Below are 18504 nucleotides of genomic sequence, written 5' to 3' on the forward strand. Positions count from 1 at the left end.
AACAGCGCCGTTTAAATCCATTTAGCGGGCAATAATGCCCATGCCGGAGACCATGTGCAGAAGGTGCGGGGCCGAGATGGCAGAACATGCCGACTGCGACCTGTGCGGGCGCGCCCTCAGCGTCATATGTCCCGAGTGCGGCTATCTGCCGGACGACAGGGTCCACGTCGACTGCGTGACTGCGGCCTCTCTTCTCAGTTCAACTCGAGCGCCATGAGGTAGGCGTCCTCGCCGTCCCTGTAGTACGAGCGCAGGCGCGACTTTGTGTCAAATTTCAGCTTTTCGTACATTTTTATCGCGCCGGTGTTGCTGGCCCTGACCTCGAGGTAGATCTCGTCGGCCTTTCTTTGCAGCACGCCGTTTATGCCCTCGAGCATCAGCGCCTTGCCGAGGCCCTTGCCGCGGTGGTCGTCAAGCACGGCTACCGATACGACATGGCCTTTTTTCACAAAGCCCAGCTTGCGAAAGTTCGAAAAGCCAAATTCCAGCTTGCACATGATATAGCCCACTATCCTGTCGTCTATCTCGGCGACGATGAACGCCTCCGGCAGCTCGTGCAGTATCGACTCGAAAAAGTAGTCAGAGTAGTGCTCTGGCAGCGCGGCCATGTTGATGTCGACTACGGCCGGCAGGTCCCTGTCCTCGCACCGGCGTATGATATAGTCGCCAACCTTGCGCAGCGCTGTCTGCAAACTGGCAGTAATTCAGAAACGGCATTAAAAAACCTTAAGGACGAGGAACTCGGAACAAGCTTTTAATTCGATTGTTGCCAATGAATTGCGGTGGCGGTATTCGTCAACGGCGGCTATTCCCGGGCAGTGCCGGCGGTGTCTTCGTTTTACACCATACTCGACACGCAGAGGCACCCGACGGGGGACGCCGTGCGCTTTCTCATAGCCGAGAATGAAATCTACTCTACTTTTCCCAAGTTGTTGAGAGAGCTTGCCAAGGAGGGCATGATAGCCACTGCCAAGCGCGCCCGGTACAGTTCCAGGCTGATGCCGACGCTTTCGTCAGCCAACCTGACCGTGGAAAACAGGGTCGTGATCACGGTATCCAAGATCCAGAGCGCCAGGCCGCGCAGCAAGTACCTCACGTCGATTCCTGTAATCCTCTTCCTGGCTACCCTGACTGTGGTGTTTATCGACGGCCTCTACAAATCCGGCTCGGACTTTACGCGCCTGTTCGTGCAGGACCCAATCCTGCTTGCAGTCGTCTACACGATGTCGCTCCTCGGGATACTGGGCGTTCACGAGATGGGGCACATGATAGCAAACAAGTGGCACGGGATAAGGACTTCGTGGCCATACTTTATCCCCGGCATCCCGGGATTTTTCATCCCGACGTTTGGAGCGATGATAGTGACGCGCAGCGCCATGACCAACCGCAACGTGCTCTTTGACGTTGGCATCTCCGGCCCCATAGCCGGCCTGATAGTCACTATGGTAGTGTCAGTGTATGGCGCTTCTATATCTGTCATCATACCTGACGACCAGGCGCAGGACATCGGGGGCCTGATGCCCCTGCGCAGCAGCATACTGATGACGGCGACTTTGCAGCTGGCGGGCCAGGACGCCGCCAGCAGCGACTCGGTCCTGATAATGTCGCCCGTGCTCTTTGCGGCATGGGTGGGCTTTTTCATAACGTTCCTCAACCTCATGCCTGCCGCGCAGCTGGACGGCGGGCACATCGTCAGGTCCGCGCTCGGCGTGAGGTGGCACCGCATACTCACCTACAGCAGCATAGGGGTCCTGTTCGGCCTCGGCTTTTACCCGATGGCGTTTCTGGTGCTCATCATAGCCATGAGGGCGCCCGAGAGCACGCCGCTTGACGACGTGTCGCCACTCTCAAAAAAACGCAAGGCGCTCTTCTGGGTCGCGATTGCGCTGGCGGTGCTGTGCGCCCCGCTCCCCGACGAGGCTCTCAGCCCGCTGTTTTGACAAGCGCAATGTCGGCGTCTGACACCACGAGCGACTTGTGCCCCTTGCCGTGCTTGGCCAGCATCTTTTCAAACGCGTCCTTGACCCCCGCATAGGTGGAAAAGCCCAGCTTGGCCGCATAATAGTTGGGCAGGCTCGACACTATGCCAAGCTCGCGCTTTGTCTTTAATTCCTGGATGTACAGCAGGTGCTCAAGCCCCTCGACGTACGGCGACAGCGCGACCTGCTCCTGCTTTAGCCTGCCTTCCATCAGCGCCTGCAGCGCGCCACCGCCTATGCCTTCGCGGCATTCTGCCAGCAGCACGGCCGTCCCGCCCTCCTTGACCGCGTGCGCGCAGTTCCAGAGCGAATTGAGCGCGCCTGCAAGCGTCGCGTGCGGCCCGGACTCGCTGCTTGCGCTGATTACCGCCGAGCGCACCTGCTCGGCCTCTGCCGCCGGCATGGACCTTAACTGCTGGAGCGCGCCTGCAAAGGCGCCGCTCACCGTCCCCGTGTGGACGCCGGCGATGCCGGTGCTGTTTGCTACCAGCTCTACCGACGTCGCCTGCAAGCCCTCCACCGCGGCAGTTGCTACCTTTAGCGGCGCGCCCTCGACGCCGGGCTCCGGCACGTTGCCGCGCCGGGCGCCAAACGCCTCTGCCATTTTTTCTGGATAGAGCGCCCGCACCAGCGCCGTGGGCGCCCCGGCAAACCCAAACAGAGGGTCGTACCCGACCTGCGAAACTATCACCGTGCTCTGGAATTTTTTGCACCGCTCCTCAAGCGACTGGTAGTCGATGCGGTTGATCGAAACAGGCGCCGCCTGCGGGTCTGTAAACGCGGCAAGGCCAGACCGCAGGGAGCCGGCAAGCCGCCCCGGCACGTCCACCGTGACTGAAGGGGCCCTGGCGGCTATCTGGCTGACTGCCTTGGCAGCCGCCCTTGAAGACGACAGCGCGACCAGCAGCATGTTGTCGGTGACCGGCACGCCGCCAAGCGCCTCTCTGGCCTGGTCGTCGGGCATGGCCGGAAAGTTTGACGAGACCTGGCTTGCGAGGTTTTCAAACCTGATGTCAAGCACTACGTCCGTGGTGCCGTAGCGAAGCCATATCTCTGGCATGTATGCAATAAAAGATAAAATAATTGAGTATTATACTTTATACTGTTTGGCATCGGACTTTCCGCTCGAGTTTGCATCGTTCCTGCTCAAGAGCAACGCGCTGAGGTTCGGAGCTTTTACGCTTGCCTCCGGCAAGCCGAGCCCCTACTACATAGACCTGCGCATGCTGCCCAGCTTTCCGCAGCATTTCAAGCTTACGATAAACGCACTCAAGGGCGCCATTGCAAAGCTAAAGTTTGACACGCTAGCCTCCGTCCCGACCTCCGGCCTCGTGTTCGGCTCGGCACTGGCTTACGAGGCGTCCAAGCCTTTTGTCTACGTCAGAAAAGAGTCCAAGGGTTATGGCACGAGCAAGCTCGTGGAGGGCCACCTGCCTTCCGGCTCCAAGGTCCTAGTGATTGACGACGTGGCTACGACCGGCACGTCAGTCAGCAAGGCAATAGACGTCATACGCGCAAACGGGGGCGTGGTCGACGACGTGGTCGCCGTCCTGAGCCGGATGGAAGGCGCCGAGGAAAAGCTGAAAGAGATGGGCGTCCGGCTCACCGCCGTCATAACGATACAGGACATCGTGAGCACGCTCCACAAGTCCGGCCTGGTAGACGACGCCACCCTCGGCGCCGTGATGAGGCAAGTCTCTACCCGGGAATACGAAACCGACTAGGGCTGGATGTTTACCTGCGGGACTGTGGCCTGCGCAGCTGCCGTCGCCTCAAATGGCGTGTACGGCTGCAGCCCCCACGGGCCGAGCCCCAGGAACCCGCTCTGGTTGAAGGTGTTGTTTGGGAACGTGCGCAGGTGGACGTTAAAGTCCCTGACGCCTTCGTTGTAGTAGGTCCTTGATACCGCGATGCGGTTTTCAGTGCCTGCAAGCTCGTCCATCACCCTTCTCAGCGTAATGTCTGCTTTCAGGTTGGGGTACTGCTCGTATGTTACCAAAATCTTGCTGAGCGCCTCTTCTATCTGGTTGCTCGTCTCTACGCGGTCGTTCACCGTCGGCGCGCGCTGCCAGTCGGTCCTGAGCCGCGTCACGTTCTCAAGGACGCTCCTTTCGAATTCAAGGTGGGTCTGCGCCACGCTGACTATGTTGGGTATCAGGTCGTACCGGCGCTGCAGCTGCACGTTGACGTCGCCTTCAAGCCCCCTGCCGACTTCGATGCGGAGCGACCCGCCGCCAGAGTCGCGTTCCAGCGACATCAGCACGAGCACGCCGTTGTCCTTGCCCTCCTTGCCGATGCCCTTTATCCCGTCCAGTGTCACCTCGTTGTAGATATAGTTGGCAAGCATGTCGCGGTCCTGGATCTCGACGCCGTCTCTCTTGATGCCGTGCCCCTCGAAACTTGGTATGGTGTAAATGACGATCTCGTTTGTGGTCGCCCTGTCTAGCCCTCTGAGGTACGAGTGGATTACCTCTTCCTGCCCTGCCGAAATCACGCCCGCATTGTCAAAGATGTAGGTCCGGCGGACCTCGGAATTCTGGGCAAAAGCCGGCGCAGCCGATACTAGCGCCAGGGCTGCAAGAAAATAGAAAATGGGCCGGGTCACGCAGGTGTTTCTGGATTTAGAAATGCTAATAATCCTTCCGGAATATTGCGAGTTCATCAAAAGTGTGACGGGGCCAGATACCTCCGCCATGGCCCCGATTATGACCCACAGCACTGCGTGAAAGCCCATCTGTCAATGCTGCGCGCATCAGCGTATGTGTCTTTTAGCCTTCGTAGATCATCAGGTTCTTTTCTTCAAGAAGCGTGTGCAGGTTGTGGACTGCGCGGTACACCTCGCTCTCCTTCTTGGCGCCCGTGCACACCAGCTTGCCGGACGCAAAGAGCAGTATGACAGTCTTTGGGTCAAGCATCCTGTGGATGAGGCCCGGGAACTGCTCCGGCTCGTACATGCTCCTTGGCAGCACCCTTGCCGCCAGTTCGAGGTGGATCTTGCCGCCGAGGCTTGCAGACGCGACGATGTTCTGTATCTCTATTTGTGGATCGTGCTCTAGCGGGATGCCGCCTTTTTTCAGCTTTAAAACAACATTTTTCACGGCCTGGATTGCCATCTTTTCCGATTTTGCGCCGGTGCAGACCATCTTGCCGGAGCTAAAGATAAGTGTGGCAGTCTTGGGCGACCTCAGCCTAAAGACCAGGCCGGGGAACTGGTCAGGATGATATTCCACATCCGGGAAAATCTGCGTAATCAGATTCAGGTTGACCGTCTGGTTCACGGTGGCGGACGCAACCACGTTTTCGATGCTGACGATGGGCTTGGTCTGCGGCATACCTGCCTTTATAAAGGGCTAGTATATATACGTGCTTTAGATATTTCAACTTATTCGGGTGTTTTTTGCAGTTACTCGCCTATTACCTTGACCAGCACCCTCTTTGGCCGCCGGCCGTCAAACTCGCCGTAGAATATCTGCTCCCACGGGCCGAAATCCAGCTTGCCGTTTGTTATCGCGACCGTCACTTCCCTGCCCATCACCTGCCTTTTCAGGTGGGCGTCCGCGTTGTCCTCGCCAGTCCTGTTGTGCAGGTATGATTCCGGCGAATACGGCGCCAGTCCCTCCAGCCACCGCTGAAAGTCCTGGTGGAGCCCGCCTTCGTCGTCGTTGATGAACACGCTGGCCGAGATGTGCATCGCGTTGACGAGCACGATGCCCTCCTTTACCCCGCTCTCTTGCACGACCTCTCTTACCTGCGGGGTGATGTTGACGTATGCGTGGCGCTCTTGCGTGTCAAAAGTAAGGTAGGCAGTCCTGGACTTCATACTGACGGCGGCGGAGGCGGCGGTGGCGATTGCTGGCCTGTCGGCGGCTGATCAGACTGAGATGCCGGCGGCCCGCCCTTTTTCTTGCCCATCTTTGTGAAAAAGAGTATCACGAGGATTACCGCGATGATGATATAGTTGACCGGCGGGCTGATTACCTTGGCTATGATGCCGGCGCCCTGCATGACGTAAACGACGCGGCCGATATAGTTGTCTTCCCTGATGGGATAGTCTGTGCCCGGTATCGACGCCGGGTTTGCGTCGCCCTTGGTCCTGACGATGCGCTCGCCGTCGCCCCGCTCGTCTATCTCTATCACGCGGTGCACGATGACCCTGTCCTCGCCATCAGGCCTGTTGAATACAATGATGTCTCCAACCTTCAGGTCGTCCCACGATCCGCCGTTCCTCACCATGAGTATGTCGTTTACCTCAAGCGTCGGGATCATGCTGCCGCTTGAAACAATATAGAACGGGTTATTGGTGTCAAAAGCTAGCCTGAGCCCAAGCCACACTATTGCGACGCCTGCGACCACGATGACGATGTCGCGCACGGCTACAGGCATCTTGGACCTGGGCTTTTCCAACGTGGCTTTCTTCGGCCCGTTCGTTAGATAAACCTTTAGCGCATGTCGAGCTGCTTCATTATCGACTTGCGCAGGAGGGGCATCCTGTTCATCATTATCGACAGTATTTCGGCAGTCTCGTCCCTGTCGGGGAGCCTGCCGTTCTTGTTTTCAAACGACGCCATAAAGTTGCCGACTACCATGCCGGAGATGAGGCCGTAGGCAAACTCTTCAATGTCGCCCTGACGGGGCATCATCTTGCGCGCAAGCCCGATGGGCACCTTTGGGTCCTTGCCTGCCGCCTTTATCAAGGCCTCAAGCTCTTTTCTGTCCACTGCTTCGAGGCCCATCATGGCAGGCAACATGGCACGGGTATTTGATGTTTTTTCTGCAACCCGGGCCTGGCAGAACCCTAACTTTTTTAATGGCTTGATATAGCAATTCTCTGATGTCAGGCAGCAACAGTTGTTCCGTGGTCCTGCTCGAGCTTGGCGTGGCCGCGTTTGACAGCGCAGGCAGCGTCGCCGCTTCAAAGAAATTTGAGAGCGCGCTCCGCTCGTACCGCCTGCTGAAAAGCGGCTCTACCTCTGACGAGATCAGGCAGTTTGTGGAAAAATTACGCTCATACGATACCATATCTGTAAATGACGCCAGCCTTGCAATAGTCCTGCGCCAGGCAGGCCTTGACACGCAGCTGATGGCCGAAGAAAAGCAGCAAGAGATCCAGGGGGCCAAGCCCGACTATATAGTAAAGGCCGGCTTTGCCGCAAGCGCGACTGACGCCATGCAGGCGCTGCGCGACTTTGCGATAGAGCTTTCGTCTTCGCGCGTAAAAGAGGCGTCGGAGAAGCTGGATCTGCACATCGTCCAGTCGATAAACGGGCTTGACGAGCTGGACAAGATAATCAACACCATAAGCACGAGAATGCGCGAATGGTACGGCCTGCACTTTCCAGAGCTTGACAACATGCTCCAGAGCCAGGTGGCGCAGGCAGAGATAATCGCCCGCGCCGGCTCTAGGGACAAGATAACCCGCGAAATCCTGGAGAGCTCTGGCATGCAGGACAAAAAAGTCGAGATAATCTTGGACGCGGCAAAGCGCAGCAGGGGAGGCGACATGACGCCGGAAAACCTTGCAATTGTAAAGAAACTGGCAGACCAGGTCATACTGCAATCCGACCTGCGCCGCGTCCTTTCCGATCACATTGAAGCGGCGATGGAAACGGTCGCCCCAAACGTCAAGGAACTGCTAACTGCAACCGTTGGCGCAAGGATTCTTGCCAAGGCAGGCAGCCTGGCAAGGCTGGCAATGCTGCCGGCAAGCACCATCCAGGTCCTTGGCGCAGAAAAGGCGCTGTTTCGGGCGCTAAAGACGGGCGCCCGGCCGCCAAAGCACGGCATACTATTCCAGCATCCAGTCATCCATGCGGCGCCAAAGTGGCAGCGGGGCAAGATAGCGAGGGCCATCGCGTCAAAGGTGGCAATTGCCGCAAGGATCGACTACTACCGCCACGAGGGCAAGGACACGGCGATTTCAGAGAAACTAAAGACCCGGCTTGATGAAATCCGCGAAAAGTACAAGGAGCCGGTGTCAGAAAAAGAGCGCGACCAGAAATACAGGGAGCACGAGCGCCGCGAAGGCAGAAGGGGCGGAGGAGGATATGGCCGCGACAGGCGCGGCGGAGGCGGAGGAAGATTCGGTGGCGGCGGTGGAAGGCGCTACGGCGGTGGCCGCGACAGGCGCGGCGGAGGCGAAAGGTTTGGCGGCGGCAGCCGCGACAGGCGAGACGCCAGCTTTGGTGATAGAGGCAGCAGCTCCGGTGGCGGCGGTGGAGGCTATGGCCGCGACAGGCGCGACGACAACGCCCGGGACGGTAGCAGTTCCGGCAGCGGCGGATACAGGCGCGACGACAGTGCAAGGGATAGTGGCAGCTCTGGCGGCGGATATGGCAGAGACAGGCGTGAAAGCAACGCTGGCGATAGCAGTAATTCCGGTGGCGGTGGATACGGCGGCAGCCGCGACAGGCGCGGCGGAGGAGGATATGGCCGCGAAAGGCGCGAGGGCGGCGGTGGCGACACTGGCAGCTCTAGCAGCGGCGGTAGCAGCTCTGGCGGCCCAAAGAGCGAGCCGGGAAGGGACAGAAAGCGCTTTGGAAAACGACGGTATTAGGTGGATATCAGTCGCCGGAGAAAAGCACGCCGCGACTCTGAACCTCGTCCCCGGCAACAACGTCTACGGGGAAAAGCTGGTCAAGTACGACGGCGAGGAATACCGGCTGTGGGACCCGTTTCGGAGCAAGCTTGCCGGCTCGCTGAAAAAAGGGCTGAAAAAAATGCCTATACAGAACGGCACCAAGGTACTGTACCTCGGCGCGTCAACCGGAACCACCGTGAGCCACGTCTCTGACATTGTCGGCAACAGCGGCATCGTCTTTGCAGTCGAGCCTGCGACCCGGGTCGCAAGGGACCTGATAGAAAACGTCGCCTCAAAGCGCAAAAACGTCGTGCCGGTACTTGAAGACGCGAGGCGCCCGCAGTCGTATTTCTCGGTGTTTGGCAAGGTCGACGTGGTCTATTGCGACATTGCGCAGCCCGACCAGACCGACATTGCAATCGCAAACTGCAACGCGTACTTGAAGCCCGGGGGAATCATGCTCCTTCTGGTAAAGACGCAGAGCATCGACGTGACTAGAGACCCAAACGCGGTGATAGCGCAGGAGGCCAAAAAGCTGGAAAAGGCCGGCTTTACGATAGAGCAGATATTGAAACTGGAGCCCTTTGACAAGGACCACGGAATGATCTACTGTTTCAAATGAGCGTGCGCTGCTCCAGCTCTTCGAGCATCAGCCGCAGCGGCTTCCACGACTTTCTTGCAAACGCCGGCGGGCACTTTTTCCTGCCGACCCAGTCTTTGATAAAGAGCATCGTGCGCTCGTCAGACGGGTAGCCTGAGCCGATGTCGCGGTGGCGCTTTCTGATCTTTTTTATTTCCGCGTCGCGCGTTATCTTTGCCAGTATCGAAGCCGCAGACACGACGACGTTTATCCTGTCGGCGTGGTGCAGCGAGTGGATCGTCGGGACGGTTTCAAGGTGGCTTGCGATATAGTCGCGGTACCTGCCGGTGTTTGTGTCGCAGCAGTCGACGAACACCTCCTTTGCGTTAATGTGGCTGATGACGTGGGCCATCGCCTTTGCCTCAAGCCTGTTCAGGCCTTTTAGCAGGACGTTTGCATCGACCTCTGTCGACTTTATTACGTGGATGTGGTGGTGCTCTGACAGGCTGATTATCTCGCCGTACAGCCTTTCGCGGGCCTGCGCCGTCAGCAATTTAGAGTCCTTGACGCCCATCTCTTTCAGTTTCGCGATTTTGGATTCGCGGACGCTGACGCCGGCGACGACCAGCGGGCCGATGATGGAACCGCGCCCCGCCTCGTCAACCCCGCCAACAAGCATAAGCTGTCTATGTGAAAATGCCGGTAGCTTTTAGAGATTGCGCTTTGCGGTAATGATCAGGTTTATCCGCCCTTTCTTTCTGGCTGTCAAAATCCGGTTGATAGGGTTAAATTCCGCTTGCCCTAAATTGCGCAGGTGGCAAAGCTTGATTGGGCCATTGCGCCGGAATTGCGAGGCACGCTATCCCTATCTGCGGATGCAAGTGTTTCAGCAAGATACGAGGCTTTATTCATAAAAGCAACGAATCTTTTAGCCCCAACGGTCAAGCCCAAGCCGATAGCTGTTTTCTTTGTCAGAGACGTGCTGAAAATCAACCTCACCGCCCAAGAAAAGATAGCAGAATATTGGCGTGACATGATCGTGTACAATCTTGCCAGGATGGATCTTCATCATGATGAAAGAGAAGTAATGGTGATTTTGCTTGAAGAGCTAGTCCACGCATACTATGACAGTTTGGACAAAGAATATGTGGGAAAAATAGTGGCGCAGGTGTATCCGCAGGTCAAGTTCGACGCAGTAAAGATGCAGTATGTGCCAAACACCTGACATGGGCACGCTGCATCAGCGTTATCCGCCTGTTACCTTTATCATCCAGTCATCCAGCGGCGCCCTGCCCTCAATCCCTGATGTGGCCCTGCCGCATTTGTGCACAATAAATACGGCATCCCACCTGCCTCCGGCATGGAAGGGTTTACGCAGACGGTGGAGGGGCAGACCAAGCTTCTCGTGCCCGAGCTGTCGCTCACCGAAAGGGTGCCGCCCAAGGTCCCCGCCTTTTTCAACCCCGCGGCAAAACTGAACCGCGACCTGTCTGTGCTTGCGTACCGCGCCTATGCGCCGCGGCTAGATGAAAAGACGTTTGCCGACGGCTTTGGAGGGGTAGGCGCCCGCGCGCTCCGGGTGGCGGCAGAGGTGCCAGAGATAGATCAGGTGTACTGCAACGACGTGAACCCCACTGCGATAGAGGCGGCAAAGCAGTCGGCAGAGCTGAATTCCGTCTCTGGCAGGTGCAATTTCTCGATAAACGAGGTATGCAAGTTCCTGATGCAGGGCGACAGGGAAGGCGAGCGTTTCGGGATAATCGACCTCGACCCGTTCGGCACGCCGGCAAAACACATCGACTGCGTGCTGCGCGCCGTCCTTGACGACGGCCTGATATCGATAACGGCCACCGACACCGCGGTGCTGCACGGCGTCTACCCGGAGGTGTGCCGCCGGCGCTATTACGGCATGCCTCTCAACAACAGCTATGGCAACGAAGTGGCGATACGACTGCTGGCGTCGCTGATAGCGCTTACGGCGTCAAGGCTGGAACTTGCGATAAAGCCGATTTTTTCCCACGCCACGATGACCTACCTGCGGGTCTACGCGACGGTGGCGGTGAACTCGGGGCAGGCAAACGACGTCTATAGCAACATCGGCTACGTGATGCACTGCTTTAACTGCGGCCACCGGATGTCTGCAGGCGAATACGACGGCAGCGCAAAATGCGCCCTCTGCCAGCACAGGATGAGGATCGGCGGCCAGCTGTGGACCGGCCTGCTTCATGACCGTGACTTTGTCGCCAAAATGTCAGAAGGGGCAACCGACCCCAAATGCAAAAAGGTGCTTGACGCGGCCGTCGACGAAATAGAAATCCCCTACTACTTCAAGGGCGACGAGATATCGTCCATGCTAAAGACAAACCCGCACTCTATAACGGCTGTAATCGAAAAGTTGCGAGCCGCAGGCTATCGCACGTCAAAGGCGTCGCTGAATCCCGGCGCCTTCAAGACCGACGCTAGAATAGACCAGGTGCTCGCAGCGCTCAGGTAGGGAACGAGTCAATCGACTGCTCTATCAGGCTGTCCATTTCCGCCTTGATGTCTTCCAGCTCGGGGCTTGGCTCCCTTTCTTCGGAATCCACCAGGGTTTCCATCTCTTGCAGGTATTCGTCAAACTTGTCAAGCGCCTGTTCGTACAGAGAATAACTTGCCTGCCATTCCTGCGGCGGCTGGACGAGCCTGCTGCGCAGTTCTTGCGCCCTGGCACTTGCATCAATTATCCCGTCTTGCATCTGTTCAGAGTCGATGACATCGTCCAGCCAGTTTTCAAAATTTGACTCTAGCTCGGTGACGATAAAATTGTGTTCGGTATAGACAAATGAAAGGTTGTCGGCAGGATGGTTGGCAATCTCTTCTGAGGAAAAGTCGTCGTCGGTGATGTTTGCCGCCGTGGTGTTGCCCTGCGGGATGGCCCATATCATGGCGCTTGCGGCAATTATGCCGGCCACTATGGCGGCGGTTATCACGATGCCTTTCTTGCTTGCCAACTTGTGTGTGTGGTTGTTTGAGAGATGTCCAATAAAAAGCATATCAAAATATACCGCGTTTGCCTCATGATTTTATCAATGAGCGCGCAGCCCGCCACAGGCAAGATAATCTACAGGCACGACATCACGCCGGACCTTTCCATAATCCGCATCCAGCCCTCCGACGGGAGCCTGGTCCCTGACTTCAAGCCGGGCCAGTTCATCACGCTTGGGCTGCAGCTGGAAGGCGAAGAAAAAATCACAAACCGCGCCTACTCGCTTGCCTCGCCTCCGGAGCAAAAGCAGTATTTCGAGCTGTACATTAAATGGGCGACAGAGCCGGTGCCCGGCAAGTTCACGACGGCACTGTTCAACATGAAGCAAGGCGACCAGCTGTACTGGCGCAAGCCTGCCGGCGCGTTCACCTTAGAAGAAAAAAGGCCGGACGGCATGCCTGACGAAAGGGCGCTGGTGCTCGTCGCGTCGGGGACGGGCCTCGCGCCTTTTGTCGCCTATGCCCTGCACCTGCAAGCCACCGGCTCAAAGAGAAGGATAGCCTTGCTGCACGGCGCGCGCAACGTAAAGGAGCTGGGCTACCGCGACCTCTTCCAAAAGATGGACAACATCATTTACCTGCCGACCGTCAGCAGGCCAAACGAGCCCGAGTCGCAGGGCTGGGCGGGCCATACCGGGAGGGTCGAGTCGCTGCTGGTGCCAAACGGCGGCGCGTCCGAGCTTGAAAGGGCGCTTGGCTACAAGGTGTCGCCTGACAACTCTTTCTTTTACATATGTGGCTACCAGGGCACCATCGACAGCGTAATATCGATACTGCAGCCGCTCGGGTTTGTCAGCAACCGCAACAAGCGCAAGGACGGCTCGTTTGACGTAAAGATAGAGACGTACGGGCAGTGATGCCGAGAAGCTGTTTAATATCATGCCCCGGATAATTGTGCATGGCAGACGAAGCCGGCATAATGGACATAACAGACACGCCTGACGTCGCGGTCTGGGCCAAGGGAATAAAAAAGAACGCAGGCGCGCCCTCCGACAGGGTAAAGGAGCCGTCAAAAATTGCCTCGATGACTCTTCACAGGACGACAAAAGACGGCGAAATAATGGTCGACCCTGCCAACAAAAAAGAAGTGGCAAAGGCGATAGCAGAGCACTCTTCCATGACAGACGAGTCTGGATATGGCAAATAAAAAGACGATAAAATTCCACGGCCAGCAGGTGCACGACGTGGTCGTGCGCTATACGCAGATAGGCGGCGCGTCGGCAACCCTTGAAGAATTTGACGCGGCCAAGGATCCCGAAGTCTGCGAGACCATCAACGTCCAGGTCGTGTCCGAGTTTGTGACTATAACGTTCTACAGAGACGAAAAGGCCAATTCTATAGTGCGCCGGGTCCTGATCCCGGTCCACAGGGTGGAGCGCATGGAGGTCAAGGACCTGCAAGCCTGACACCATACAGCAATCCTCATTACACTCTTCTGACAATACAGCGCAGTGTACGCTGCAAGGACCACCCCGTACCAGGGATCCCTCATGATCGACATTTGCGACCTTGACCTCGTAGGCCGCAAGCTGGAGCAGAACGGGCTTGTCATCAACCTTACAAAAGAGTATTACCAGCAGCAGGTCATCGAGACGTCGCAGGCCGGCGAGCTCTTGGCCCGGTGCGCGATAGCCAACCTCGTGGGCAAGATAATCGTGGGCCAGGCCATAGAGATGAAGCTGGCCAAGGAAGCGAGCGTCAAAAAGATATCAGGCGTGCCTTTTCTCATGATATTCAAGTTCCAGAACAATTGAGGTGATGATGGTGCCGATAGAAGAGGAAGAAGTGGCCGGCGAGCACGATGATGACAATAATAATGATGACAACAATAATGACAATGATGATAATAATGATGACAATGATGACAACAATAATGACAACCGGCAGATGGACAAGGCCGACAGGCGCTACAAGCGCCACGAGCGGGAGAACCGCTTTCTGAAAAAGAGCTCTGAAGACTACCAGGTCATCGAAGAGGTTTTTGACAAGCCCACAATGATGGTGATACAAAAGATGATAAACCATGGAACAATAAAGTCGCTCCAGAGCCACTTTGCCGCCGGCAAGGAATCCAAGGTCTTTATCGCTGAGGGGCCTGACGGCTCGCCGCTGGCAGTCAAGATCTACCTGACCGTGAGCGCCGAGTTCAAGAAAAGGATGCAGTACATCGCCGGCGACCCGCGCTTTACCGAGATAAAAAAAGACACGAGGAGTTTCATCGCGGCGTGGGCGCGTAAAGAGTTCAAGAACCTGAAAGCGGCGCACAATGCCGGCATCAGGGTGCCTGCGCCCTTTGCGGTGGAAAAGAACGTGCTCGTGATGGAGTTTATAGGCGACGACCAGGGCCGGCTTGCAGAGCAGCTGGAAAACCTGGAAGTGACGGCAGATGACTACCGCGAAACCGTCAACCAGCTGACTATGCTGTACCAAAAGGCAAACCTGGTGCATGCCGACCTGTCGGAATACAACGTCTTCAAGAACCCCAGGGGCGAGATAATGCTGCTTGACTTTGGATCCGCAGTCGACATCCGGCACCCGCATTCAAAACAGTTTTTAGTCCGCGACGTTGAAAATATCAACAGGTTCTTTACAAAGCGTGGAATCGATGTCATCGACACGGACCTGCTAATAAAAAAAATAACGGGATCAAAATGAGTTTCGCACACAACGTCAAGATTCCAAGGGAAAGGATAGGCGCACTGATAGGCAAGTCCGGAAAGGTAAAGCAGGACATCGAGAAGCGCTGCGGGGTCGCCATAGAGATAGACAGCGAAAATGGCGACGCCCTGATAACCGGCGACAAGCCGGTAGAGCAGATGGAGATATTCAAGGCAATCGAGATAATATCGGCCATAGGCCGGGGGTTTTCGCCCCAGCGCGCGATGCGTCTGATGGAAGGCGAAGAGGCTTTCCAGCAGATCGACTTGCGCGATTACGCCGGCAAGTCGCCCAGCGCGCTAGAGAGGGTAAAGGGCAGGATAATAGGGGAGGCCGGCAAGTCGCGCCGGACGATAGAGGACCTGACCGGCGCGTCCATATCTGTGTACGGCCACACGGTGGGGATAATCGGCGCCTACCACGAGATCAAGCTTGCGACTGACGCCATCACCATGCTGTGCAAGGGCAGCATGCACAAGAGCGTCTACAACATGCTGCAGGAGGCGCGCAGGCGCGAAAAGATGGACAAGATGCGCCTGTGGGAAGACAGCAACACGGCCAACATGGAAAGGGAAGAGGACTAGACCTTCTGTATCTTTATCGTCAGCACGCCGTTTCTGTACTTGTAGTCGGATATGCCCATCTCTGACGCCGCGTCCAGCTGCACGTCACGGGCAAAGTTCTGGCCGCCCTTTATCTTTAGCATGCCTGCCAGCAGCCGGACGTTTATCTGGTCTTCGGGGCCGGGCACCTCTGCGACAAACACCATGCTGTCGTTGTTCTTTATCAGGTCGTAGACCCAGTCCTTTTGCTCCTGTTCCCTTGGCATCTTTTTCTGCCCTTCCGGCCTGGTCATCTTGTAGAGCTCGCGCACCCAGTATATCGCAAGGCCGGCTGCGACAGTCACCAGGATAAAGCTCGCTCCGTTCTGCGACGTCCTTGAGGCAAGGACGTACAGGCCGCCGACAAACATCATGGCCAAGAGCGGGACGACAAAGTTTACCGATCGGCTGGAATACGTCTTTTTGTACCTAGCCAATTCGCTCTTGCACCAATGTTACTACCGCGACGAGATTATTAAAACCTTATAGATGTTGTCTCAGAACGACTTGGTCCCGTTGTCGCCGCCCCATCTCTTGAAAAGGTCGTGCTCTATGCCAAACTGGTCGAGCACCTTGCCCACGACGTGGTTTATCAGGTCGTCCATAGTCTTTGGGCGATGGTAAAAGCCCGGCATGGCCGGCATGATGACGACGTTTGGCACGCCGGCGAGCTTGCTCATGTTTTCAAGGTGAATCTTTGATAATGGCGCCTCCCTCGGAACCACGACCACTTTTCTGTGCTCCTTGATGCAGACGCCCGCGGCCCTCGATACGAGCGCGTCGTCGAGACCGTTTGCGATGCTCGCCAGGGTCTTCATGCTGCAGGGTATGACTGCCATGCCGTCTATCTTGAACGAGCCGGAAGAAACCGGCGCGGCCATGTTGCCCTCGTCGTAGACGCGGGTGGCAAGCGACCGGACGTAATCGCCGGTCCTGTCAGTCTCGATTTTAATGGTCTTTTCGCCCCACTGGCTCATAATAAGGTGCGTCTCTATCCTTAGCTCTTTCAGGGCTTCAAGCGCCCTGATGCCGTAGATGACGCCGGAGGCCCCGGTGATGGCGATTATCAGCCTCAATAATGGCCGGTTGCAGGATTTGTTATTTAATTATAGTGCCGGTAATGGCTTACCACTCTACCAGCTGCTTGAATTTCAGTTCTTCAAGCGCTGTGCCAAGGGCGCTTTCGGACAGCTGGGTTACCAATAGCAGAAGGTCGAATGTCAGCACGCTATAATCGTCAAGGGCCTGCAGCACCCTTTTTTCCGCAATCGAATCGGCCTTGGCCATGTACGCCAGCTCGATTGTAATCCTGCGGCTCAGCTCATTGGCAGGCAGCAGGTGGGAATTTTTTAGCCTGAATCTAAACTGCGACAAGTCAACCAATGACTTTTGCCTCCCCGCCTAATCAGACGGGCTCAAACATTTGAGGGTTTATCAGACGGCTAACACCTGTGGATCGTATGGCCTTTTCCACCTGTAGCTTGCTAGAGCTGAAAGTATTTGGGGCAGTCGCGCCATAATTTGCCTTGTGAGCAAGCGTGCAGCCATAGATTTTTTCAAGCCCAGCTTGCTGAGTGCCGTATTGACAGGGCTGCTAATCCTTGTCTCTTATGGCGGCGATATTCGACGCTATGCTTTCACCTGCCAAGGCGGGGGATGCGAAGGAACAGGCATCCAAAAGCCCGCATTATATGATACTTTTCGCTTTTGTCCCTGCTGGCTGATATGGGTCTTTTCAGTCATGCCCTTGATTTATTCAGGCCTGCCATACCTCATGACCACTGTCGACGGTGCCCTTGTTAGCGTCATTTACTTTTACTTGCAAGCCTTCTTTCGTTCGTCTTGAGATGGGTGCGGGGCGGCAATCGTCGCATGCAAAGCGTCAAGCCCTGATCCAGTAAATCCTTCAATCTTTATGCAAGAAAGCGTTTATTTGCACGCGCCCGGCACCGGCACCCGTTGCTTACCGTCTTTGGCACGATGGCCCTTGACACCACCCGCACGCCGTTCCGCATTGAGGAGCGCATACTGGGAGGCGCCGCGACCTTTGCGTCGCTTGCCGCAGGCACCTTTACAAAAACGGCGATGGTCGCTGCCATCGGCGACGACATGCCGCCTGCCAACATTGCCGCGCTAAAGAAAAAAGGCATCGACACAAAGGGCATCGTCGCAGTCAGGGGGGGCAAGACCTTTCACTACGACTCGTCTTTTGATTACAACCTGTCAAACAGGACGACTTTAAAGACAGAGCTGAACGTCATCGCCGATTTCAACCCTGTAATACCGGATGATTATGCCAAGTCGGAATACGTCTACCTTGCAAACAACGACCCAAAACAGAACCTAAAGATACTGAAACTTTTTGATGCGCCGAAACTGACGGTGTGCGACACGATTGAATACTGGATCCAGACTGCACGCGACGACGTTGTCAGGATGATGAGCGAGACGGACGGCGTCGTGATAAATGATAGCGAGGCGAGGTTGCTGTGCGACGAGGTCAACATTGCAAAGTGCGCGAAAAAGATAATGTCGCTTGGGCCGAGATTTGCGATAATAAAGAAGGGGGAGCACGGCGCCGTCCTTTTCGACAGCGAGGAGCGGGTGTTCCCAGCTGTTGCGTTCTTTCTGGACGACATAGCCGACCCGACTGGCGCAGGCGACTCGTTTGCCGGCGGGTTCCTCGGCCACATTGCGCGCAAGGGAAAAGCCGACTTTGGCACGATGAAGGAGGCCGTCATATGCGGCAACGTCATGGGCTCGTTTGCAGTCGAGGACTTTGGGGTAAAGCGCCTGCTTGCGATAACCAAGGGCGACGTCAAGGCGCGCTATGAAAAGTACCGCAGCCTGGTGCAGTTTTGATTATTTTCCTCCTCTGACGCGGGTCAGCCCGTAGCGCTGCATCTCCTGTATGTCGTTAAAGAACGGCTTACTAGCTTGTAGAACCTGCGAAATTCCGGGCTTGCGCGGAACCCCTTAGGTGCGCCTGAATATATCCTCTGAACACCAAAAGCATCCCATTCCGAGAGTCGTTTTCATGTTACTTTGCAAAATGAGGGATCAAGACTTTTCCCAATTCCTTTC

General features: G+C 56.4%; 26 protein-coding genes. 14 read left to right on the forward strand and 12 right to left on the reverse strand.

From position 1 onward, the window contains the following. Positions 1-34: 34 nt before the first annotated feature. Positions 35-217, forward strand: coding sequence for a hypothetical protein (locus tag ACREAY_RS00130; RefSeq protein WP_431753724.1), 183 nt, complete (start codon positions 35-37; stop codon positions 215-217). Here the strand turns inward: ACREAY_RS00130 and rimI are convergent. Continuing rightward, positions 195-692, reverse strand: a complete 498-nt coding sequence (rimI, locus tag ACREAY_RS00135; protein WP_431753725.1) for a ribosomal protein S18-alanine N-acetyltransferase — start codon at positions 690-692, stop codon at positions 195-197. The genes ACREAY_RS00130 and rimI overlap by 23 nt on opposite strands. A 90-nt stretch (positions 693-782) precedes the next feature. Between rimI and ACREAY_RS00140 the strand changes: the two genes are divergently transcribed. Then, a complete protein-coding gene (locus ACREAY_RS00140) occupies positions 783-1940 on the forward strand; it encodes a site-2 protease family protein (protein WP_431753726.1) in 1158 nt (385 codons plus the stop codon). On the opposite strand, the gene ACREAY_RS00145 is transcribed toward ACREAY_RS00140, so the two are convergent. Continuing rightward, complete coding sequence (locus ACREAY_RS00145) at positions 1924-3039, reverse strand: hypothetical protein (RefSeq protein ID WP_431753727.1); 1116 nt, start codon at positions 3037-3039, stop codon at positions 1924-1926. The genes ACREAY_RS00140 and ACREAY_RS00145 overlap by 17 nt on opposite strands. A gap of 46 nt (positions 3040-3085) precedes the next feature. Here ACREAY_RS00145 and pyrE point away from each other — a divergent pair, with 46 nt between their 5' ends. Next, positions 3086-3703, forward strand: a complete 618-nt coding sequence (gene pyrE, locus ACREAY_RS00150; protein ID WP_431753728.1) for an orotate phosphoribosyltransferase — start codon at positions 3086-3088, stop codon at positions 3701-3703. On the opposite strand, the gene ACREAY_RS00155 is transcribed toward pyrE, so the two are convergent. From ACREAY_RS00155 to ACREAY_RS00175, 5 genes are all read right to left on the reverse strand, one after another. After that, on the reverse strand, positions 3700-4584 hold the full coding sequence (locus tag ACREAY_RS00155; protein ID WP_431753729.1) for a LemA family protein: 885 nt from the start codon (positions 4582-4584) through the stop codon (positions 3700-3702). The two genes, pyrE and ACREAY_RS00155, sit on opposite strands and share 4 nt — an antisense overlap. A 163-nt stretch (positions 4585-4747) precedes the next feature. After that, positions 4748-5311, reverse strand: a complete 564-nt coding sequence (locus ACREAY_RS00160; RefSeq protein WP_431753730.1) for a TATA-box-binding protein — start codon at positions 5309-5311, stop codon at positions 4748-4750. A 71-nt stretch (positions 5312-5382) separates the two neighbouring features. Next, positions 5383-5799, reverse strand: coding sequence for a secondary thiamine-phosphate synthase enzyme YjbQ (locus ACREAY_RS00165; RefSeq protein ID WP_431753731.1), 417 nt, complete (start codon positions 5797-5799; stop codon positions 5383-5385). Then, positions 5796-6383, reverse strand: coding sequence for a signal peptidase I (locus ACREAY_RS00170; RefSeq protein WP_431753732.1), 588 nt, complete (start codon positions 6381-6383; stop codon positions 5796-5798). Before ACREAY_RS00170 ends, ACREAY_RS00165 begins: the two co-directional genes overlap by 4 nt. Positions 6384-6418: 35 nt before the next feature. Beyond that, positions 6419-6715 carry a hypothetical protein gene (locus ACREAY_RS00175; RefSeq protein ID WP_431753733.1) on the reverse strand — a complete coding sequence of 99 codons (297 nt, stop codon included), beginning with the start codon at positions 6713-6715 and terminating at the stop codon, positions 6419-6421. Between the two features lie 95 nt (positions 6716-6810). On the opposite strand from ACREAY_RS00175, the gene ACREAY_RS00180 reads away from it, so the two are divergent. Both ACREAY_RS00180 and ACREAY_RS00185 read left to right on the forward strand, forming a co-directional pair. Next, positions 6811-8532: an NOP5/NOP56 family protein gene (locus ACREAY_RS00180; RefSeq protein WP_431753734.1), complete on the forward strand. Its 1722-nt coding sequence runs from the start codon at positions 6811-6813 to the stop codon at positions 8530-8532. Further along, positions 8513-9178: a fibrillarin-like rRNA/tRNA 2'-O-methyltransferase gene (locus ACREAY_RS00185; RefSeq protein WP_431753735.1), complete on the forward strand. Its 666-nt coding sequence runs from the start codon at positions 8513-8515 to the stop codon at positions 9176-9178. The genes ACREAY_RS00180 and ACREAY_RS00185 overlap by 20 nt, the downstream gene beginning before the upstream one ends. Here ACREAY_RS00185 and rnhB read toward each other — a convergent pair. Beyond that, positions 9171-9815 carry a ribonuclease HII gene (rnhB, locus tag ACREAY_RS00190; RefSeq protein ID WP_431753736.1) on the reverse strand — a complete coding sequence of 215 codons (645 nt, stop codon included), beginning with the start codon at positions 9813-9815 and terminating at the stop codon, positions 9171-9173. The genes ACREAY_RS00185 and rnhB overlap by 8 nt on opposite strands. A 135-nt stretch (positions 9816-9950) precedes the next feature. On the opposite strand from rnhB, the gene ACREAY_RS00195 reads away from it, so the two are divergent. Next, a complete protein-coding gene (locus tag ACREAY_RS00195) occupies positions 9951-10361 on the forward strand; it encodes a hypothetical protein (RefSeq protein WP_431753737.1) in 411 nt (136 codons plus the stop codon). A gap of 99 nt (positions 10362-10460) precedes the next feature. Continuing rightward, the gene (locus ACREAY_RS00200) at positions 10461-11630 is read left to right on the forward strand and encodes a tRNA (guanine-N1)-methyltransferase (RefSeq protein WP_431753738.1); all 1170 of its coding nucleotides are present in this window, start codon (positions 10461-10463) and stop codon (positions 11628-11630) included. Here the strand turns inward: ACREAY_RS00200 and ACREAY_RS00205 are convergent. Further along, entirely contained in the window at positions 11623-12168 is a 546-nt protein-coding gene (locus ACREAY_RS00205; protein WP_431753739.1) for a hypothetical protein, read from the reverse strand. The two genes, ACREAY_RS00200 and ACREAY_RS00205, sit on opposite strands and share 8 nt — an antisense overlap. 36 nt (positions 12169-12204) lie before the next feature. On the opposite strand from ACREAY_RS00205, the gene ACREAY_RS00210 reads away from it, so the two are divergent. Genes ACREAY_RS00210 through ACREAY_RS00235 form a run of 6 tightly spaced genes read left to right on the forward strand, consistent with a single transcriptional unit; the run spans position 12205 to position 15402 of the window. Then, positions 12205-13017 (forward strand): ferredoxin--NADP reductase, encoded by an 813-nt coding sequence (locus ACREAY_RS00210; protein ID WP_431753740.1) that lies wholly within the window; start codon positions 12205-12207, stop codon positions 13015-13017. Positions 13018-13058: 41 nt separating this feature from the next. Further along, positions 13059-13307 carry a hypothetical protein gene (locus ACREAY_RS00215; protein ID WP_431753741.1) on the forward strand — a complete coding sequence of 83 codons (249 nt, stop codon included), beginning with the start codon at positions 13059-13061 and terminating at the stop codon, positions 13305-13307. Then, positions 13297-13566: a hypothetical protein gene (locus ACREAY_RS00220; protein WP_431753742.1), complete on the forward strand. Its 270-nt coding sequence runs from the start codon at positions 13297-13299 to the stop codon at positions 13564-13566. Before ACREAY_RS00215 ends, ACREAY_RS00220 begins: the two co-directional genes overlap by 11 nt. 45 nt (positions 13567-13611) lie before the next feature. Continuing rightward, positions 13612-13914: a DUF424 domain-containing protein gene (locus tag ACREAY_RS00225; RefSeq protein ID WP_431753743.1), complete on the forward strand. Its 303-nt coding sequence runs from the start codon at positions 13612-13614 to the stop codon at positions 13912-13914. Positions 13915-13924: 10 nt separating this feature from the next. Beyond that, positions 13925-14815, forward strand: a complete 891-nt coding sequence (locus ACREAY_RS00230) for a serine protein kinase RIO (protein WP_431753744.1) — start codon at positions 13925-13927, stop codon at positions 14813-14815. Continuing rightward, on the forward strand, positions 14812-15402 hold the full coding sequence (locus ACREAY_RS00235) for a KH domain-containing protein (RefSeq protein ID WP_431753745.1): 591 nt from the start codon (positions 14812-14814) through the stop codon (positions 15400-15402). Before ACREAY_RS00230 ends, ACREAY_RS00235 begins: the two co-directional genes overlap by 4 nt. On the opposite strand, the gene ACREAY_RS00240 is transcribed toward ACREAY_RS00235, so the two are convergent. From ACREAY_RS00240 to ACREAY_RS00250, 3 genes are read right to left on the reverse strand one after another with little or no spacing between them, the layout of a single operon-like run. Further along, positions 15399-15857, reverse strand: coding sequence for an Hsp20/alpha crystallin family protein (locus ACREAY_RS00240; RefSeq protein ID WP_431753746.1), 459 nt, complete (start codon positions 15855-15857; stop codon positions 15399-15401). The genes ACREAY_RS00235 and ACREAY_RS00240 overlap by 4 nt on opposite strands. Positions 15858-15917: 60 nt before the next feature. Beyond that, on the reverse strand, positions 15918-16496 hold the full coding sequence (locus ACREAY_RS00245; protein WP_431753747.1) for a UbiX family flavin prenyltransferase: 579 nt from the start codon (positions 16494-16496) through the stop codon (positions 15918-15920). 49 nt (positions 16497-16545) lie between these two features. Further along, positions 16546-16794 (reverse strand): hypothetical protein, encoded by a 249-nt coding sequence (locus tag ACREAY_RS00250; protein WP_431753748.1) that lies wholly within the window; start codon positions 16792-16794, stop codon positions 16546-16548. A 585-nt stretch (positions 16795-17379) separates the two neighbouring features. Here ACREAY_RS00250 and ACREAY_RS00255 point away from each other — a divergent pair. Then, complete coding sequence (locus tag ACREAY_RS00255; RefSeq protein ID WP_431753749.1) at positions 17380-18282, forward strand: PfkB family carbohydrate kinase; 903 nt, start codon at positions 17380-17382, stop codon at positions 18280-18282. Positions 18283-18504: the final 222 nt, after the last annotated feature.

The organism is Nitrososphaera sp. (genome assembly GCF_050748925.1).
Taxonomy (GTDB): Archaea; Thermoproteota; Nitrososphaeria; order Nitrososphaerales; family Nitrososphaeraceae; genus Nitrososphaera.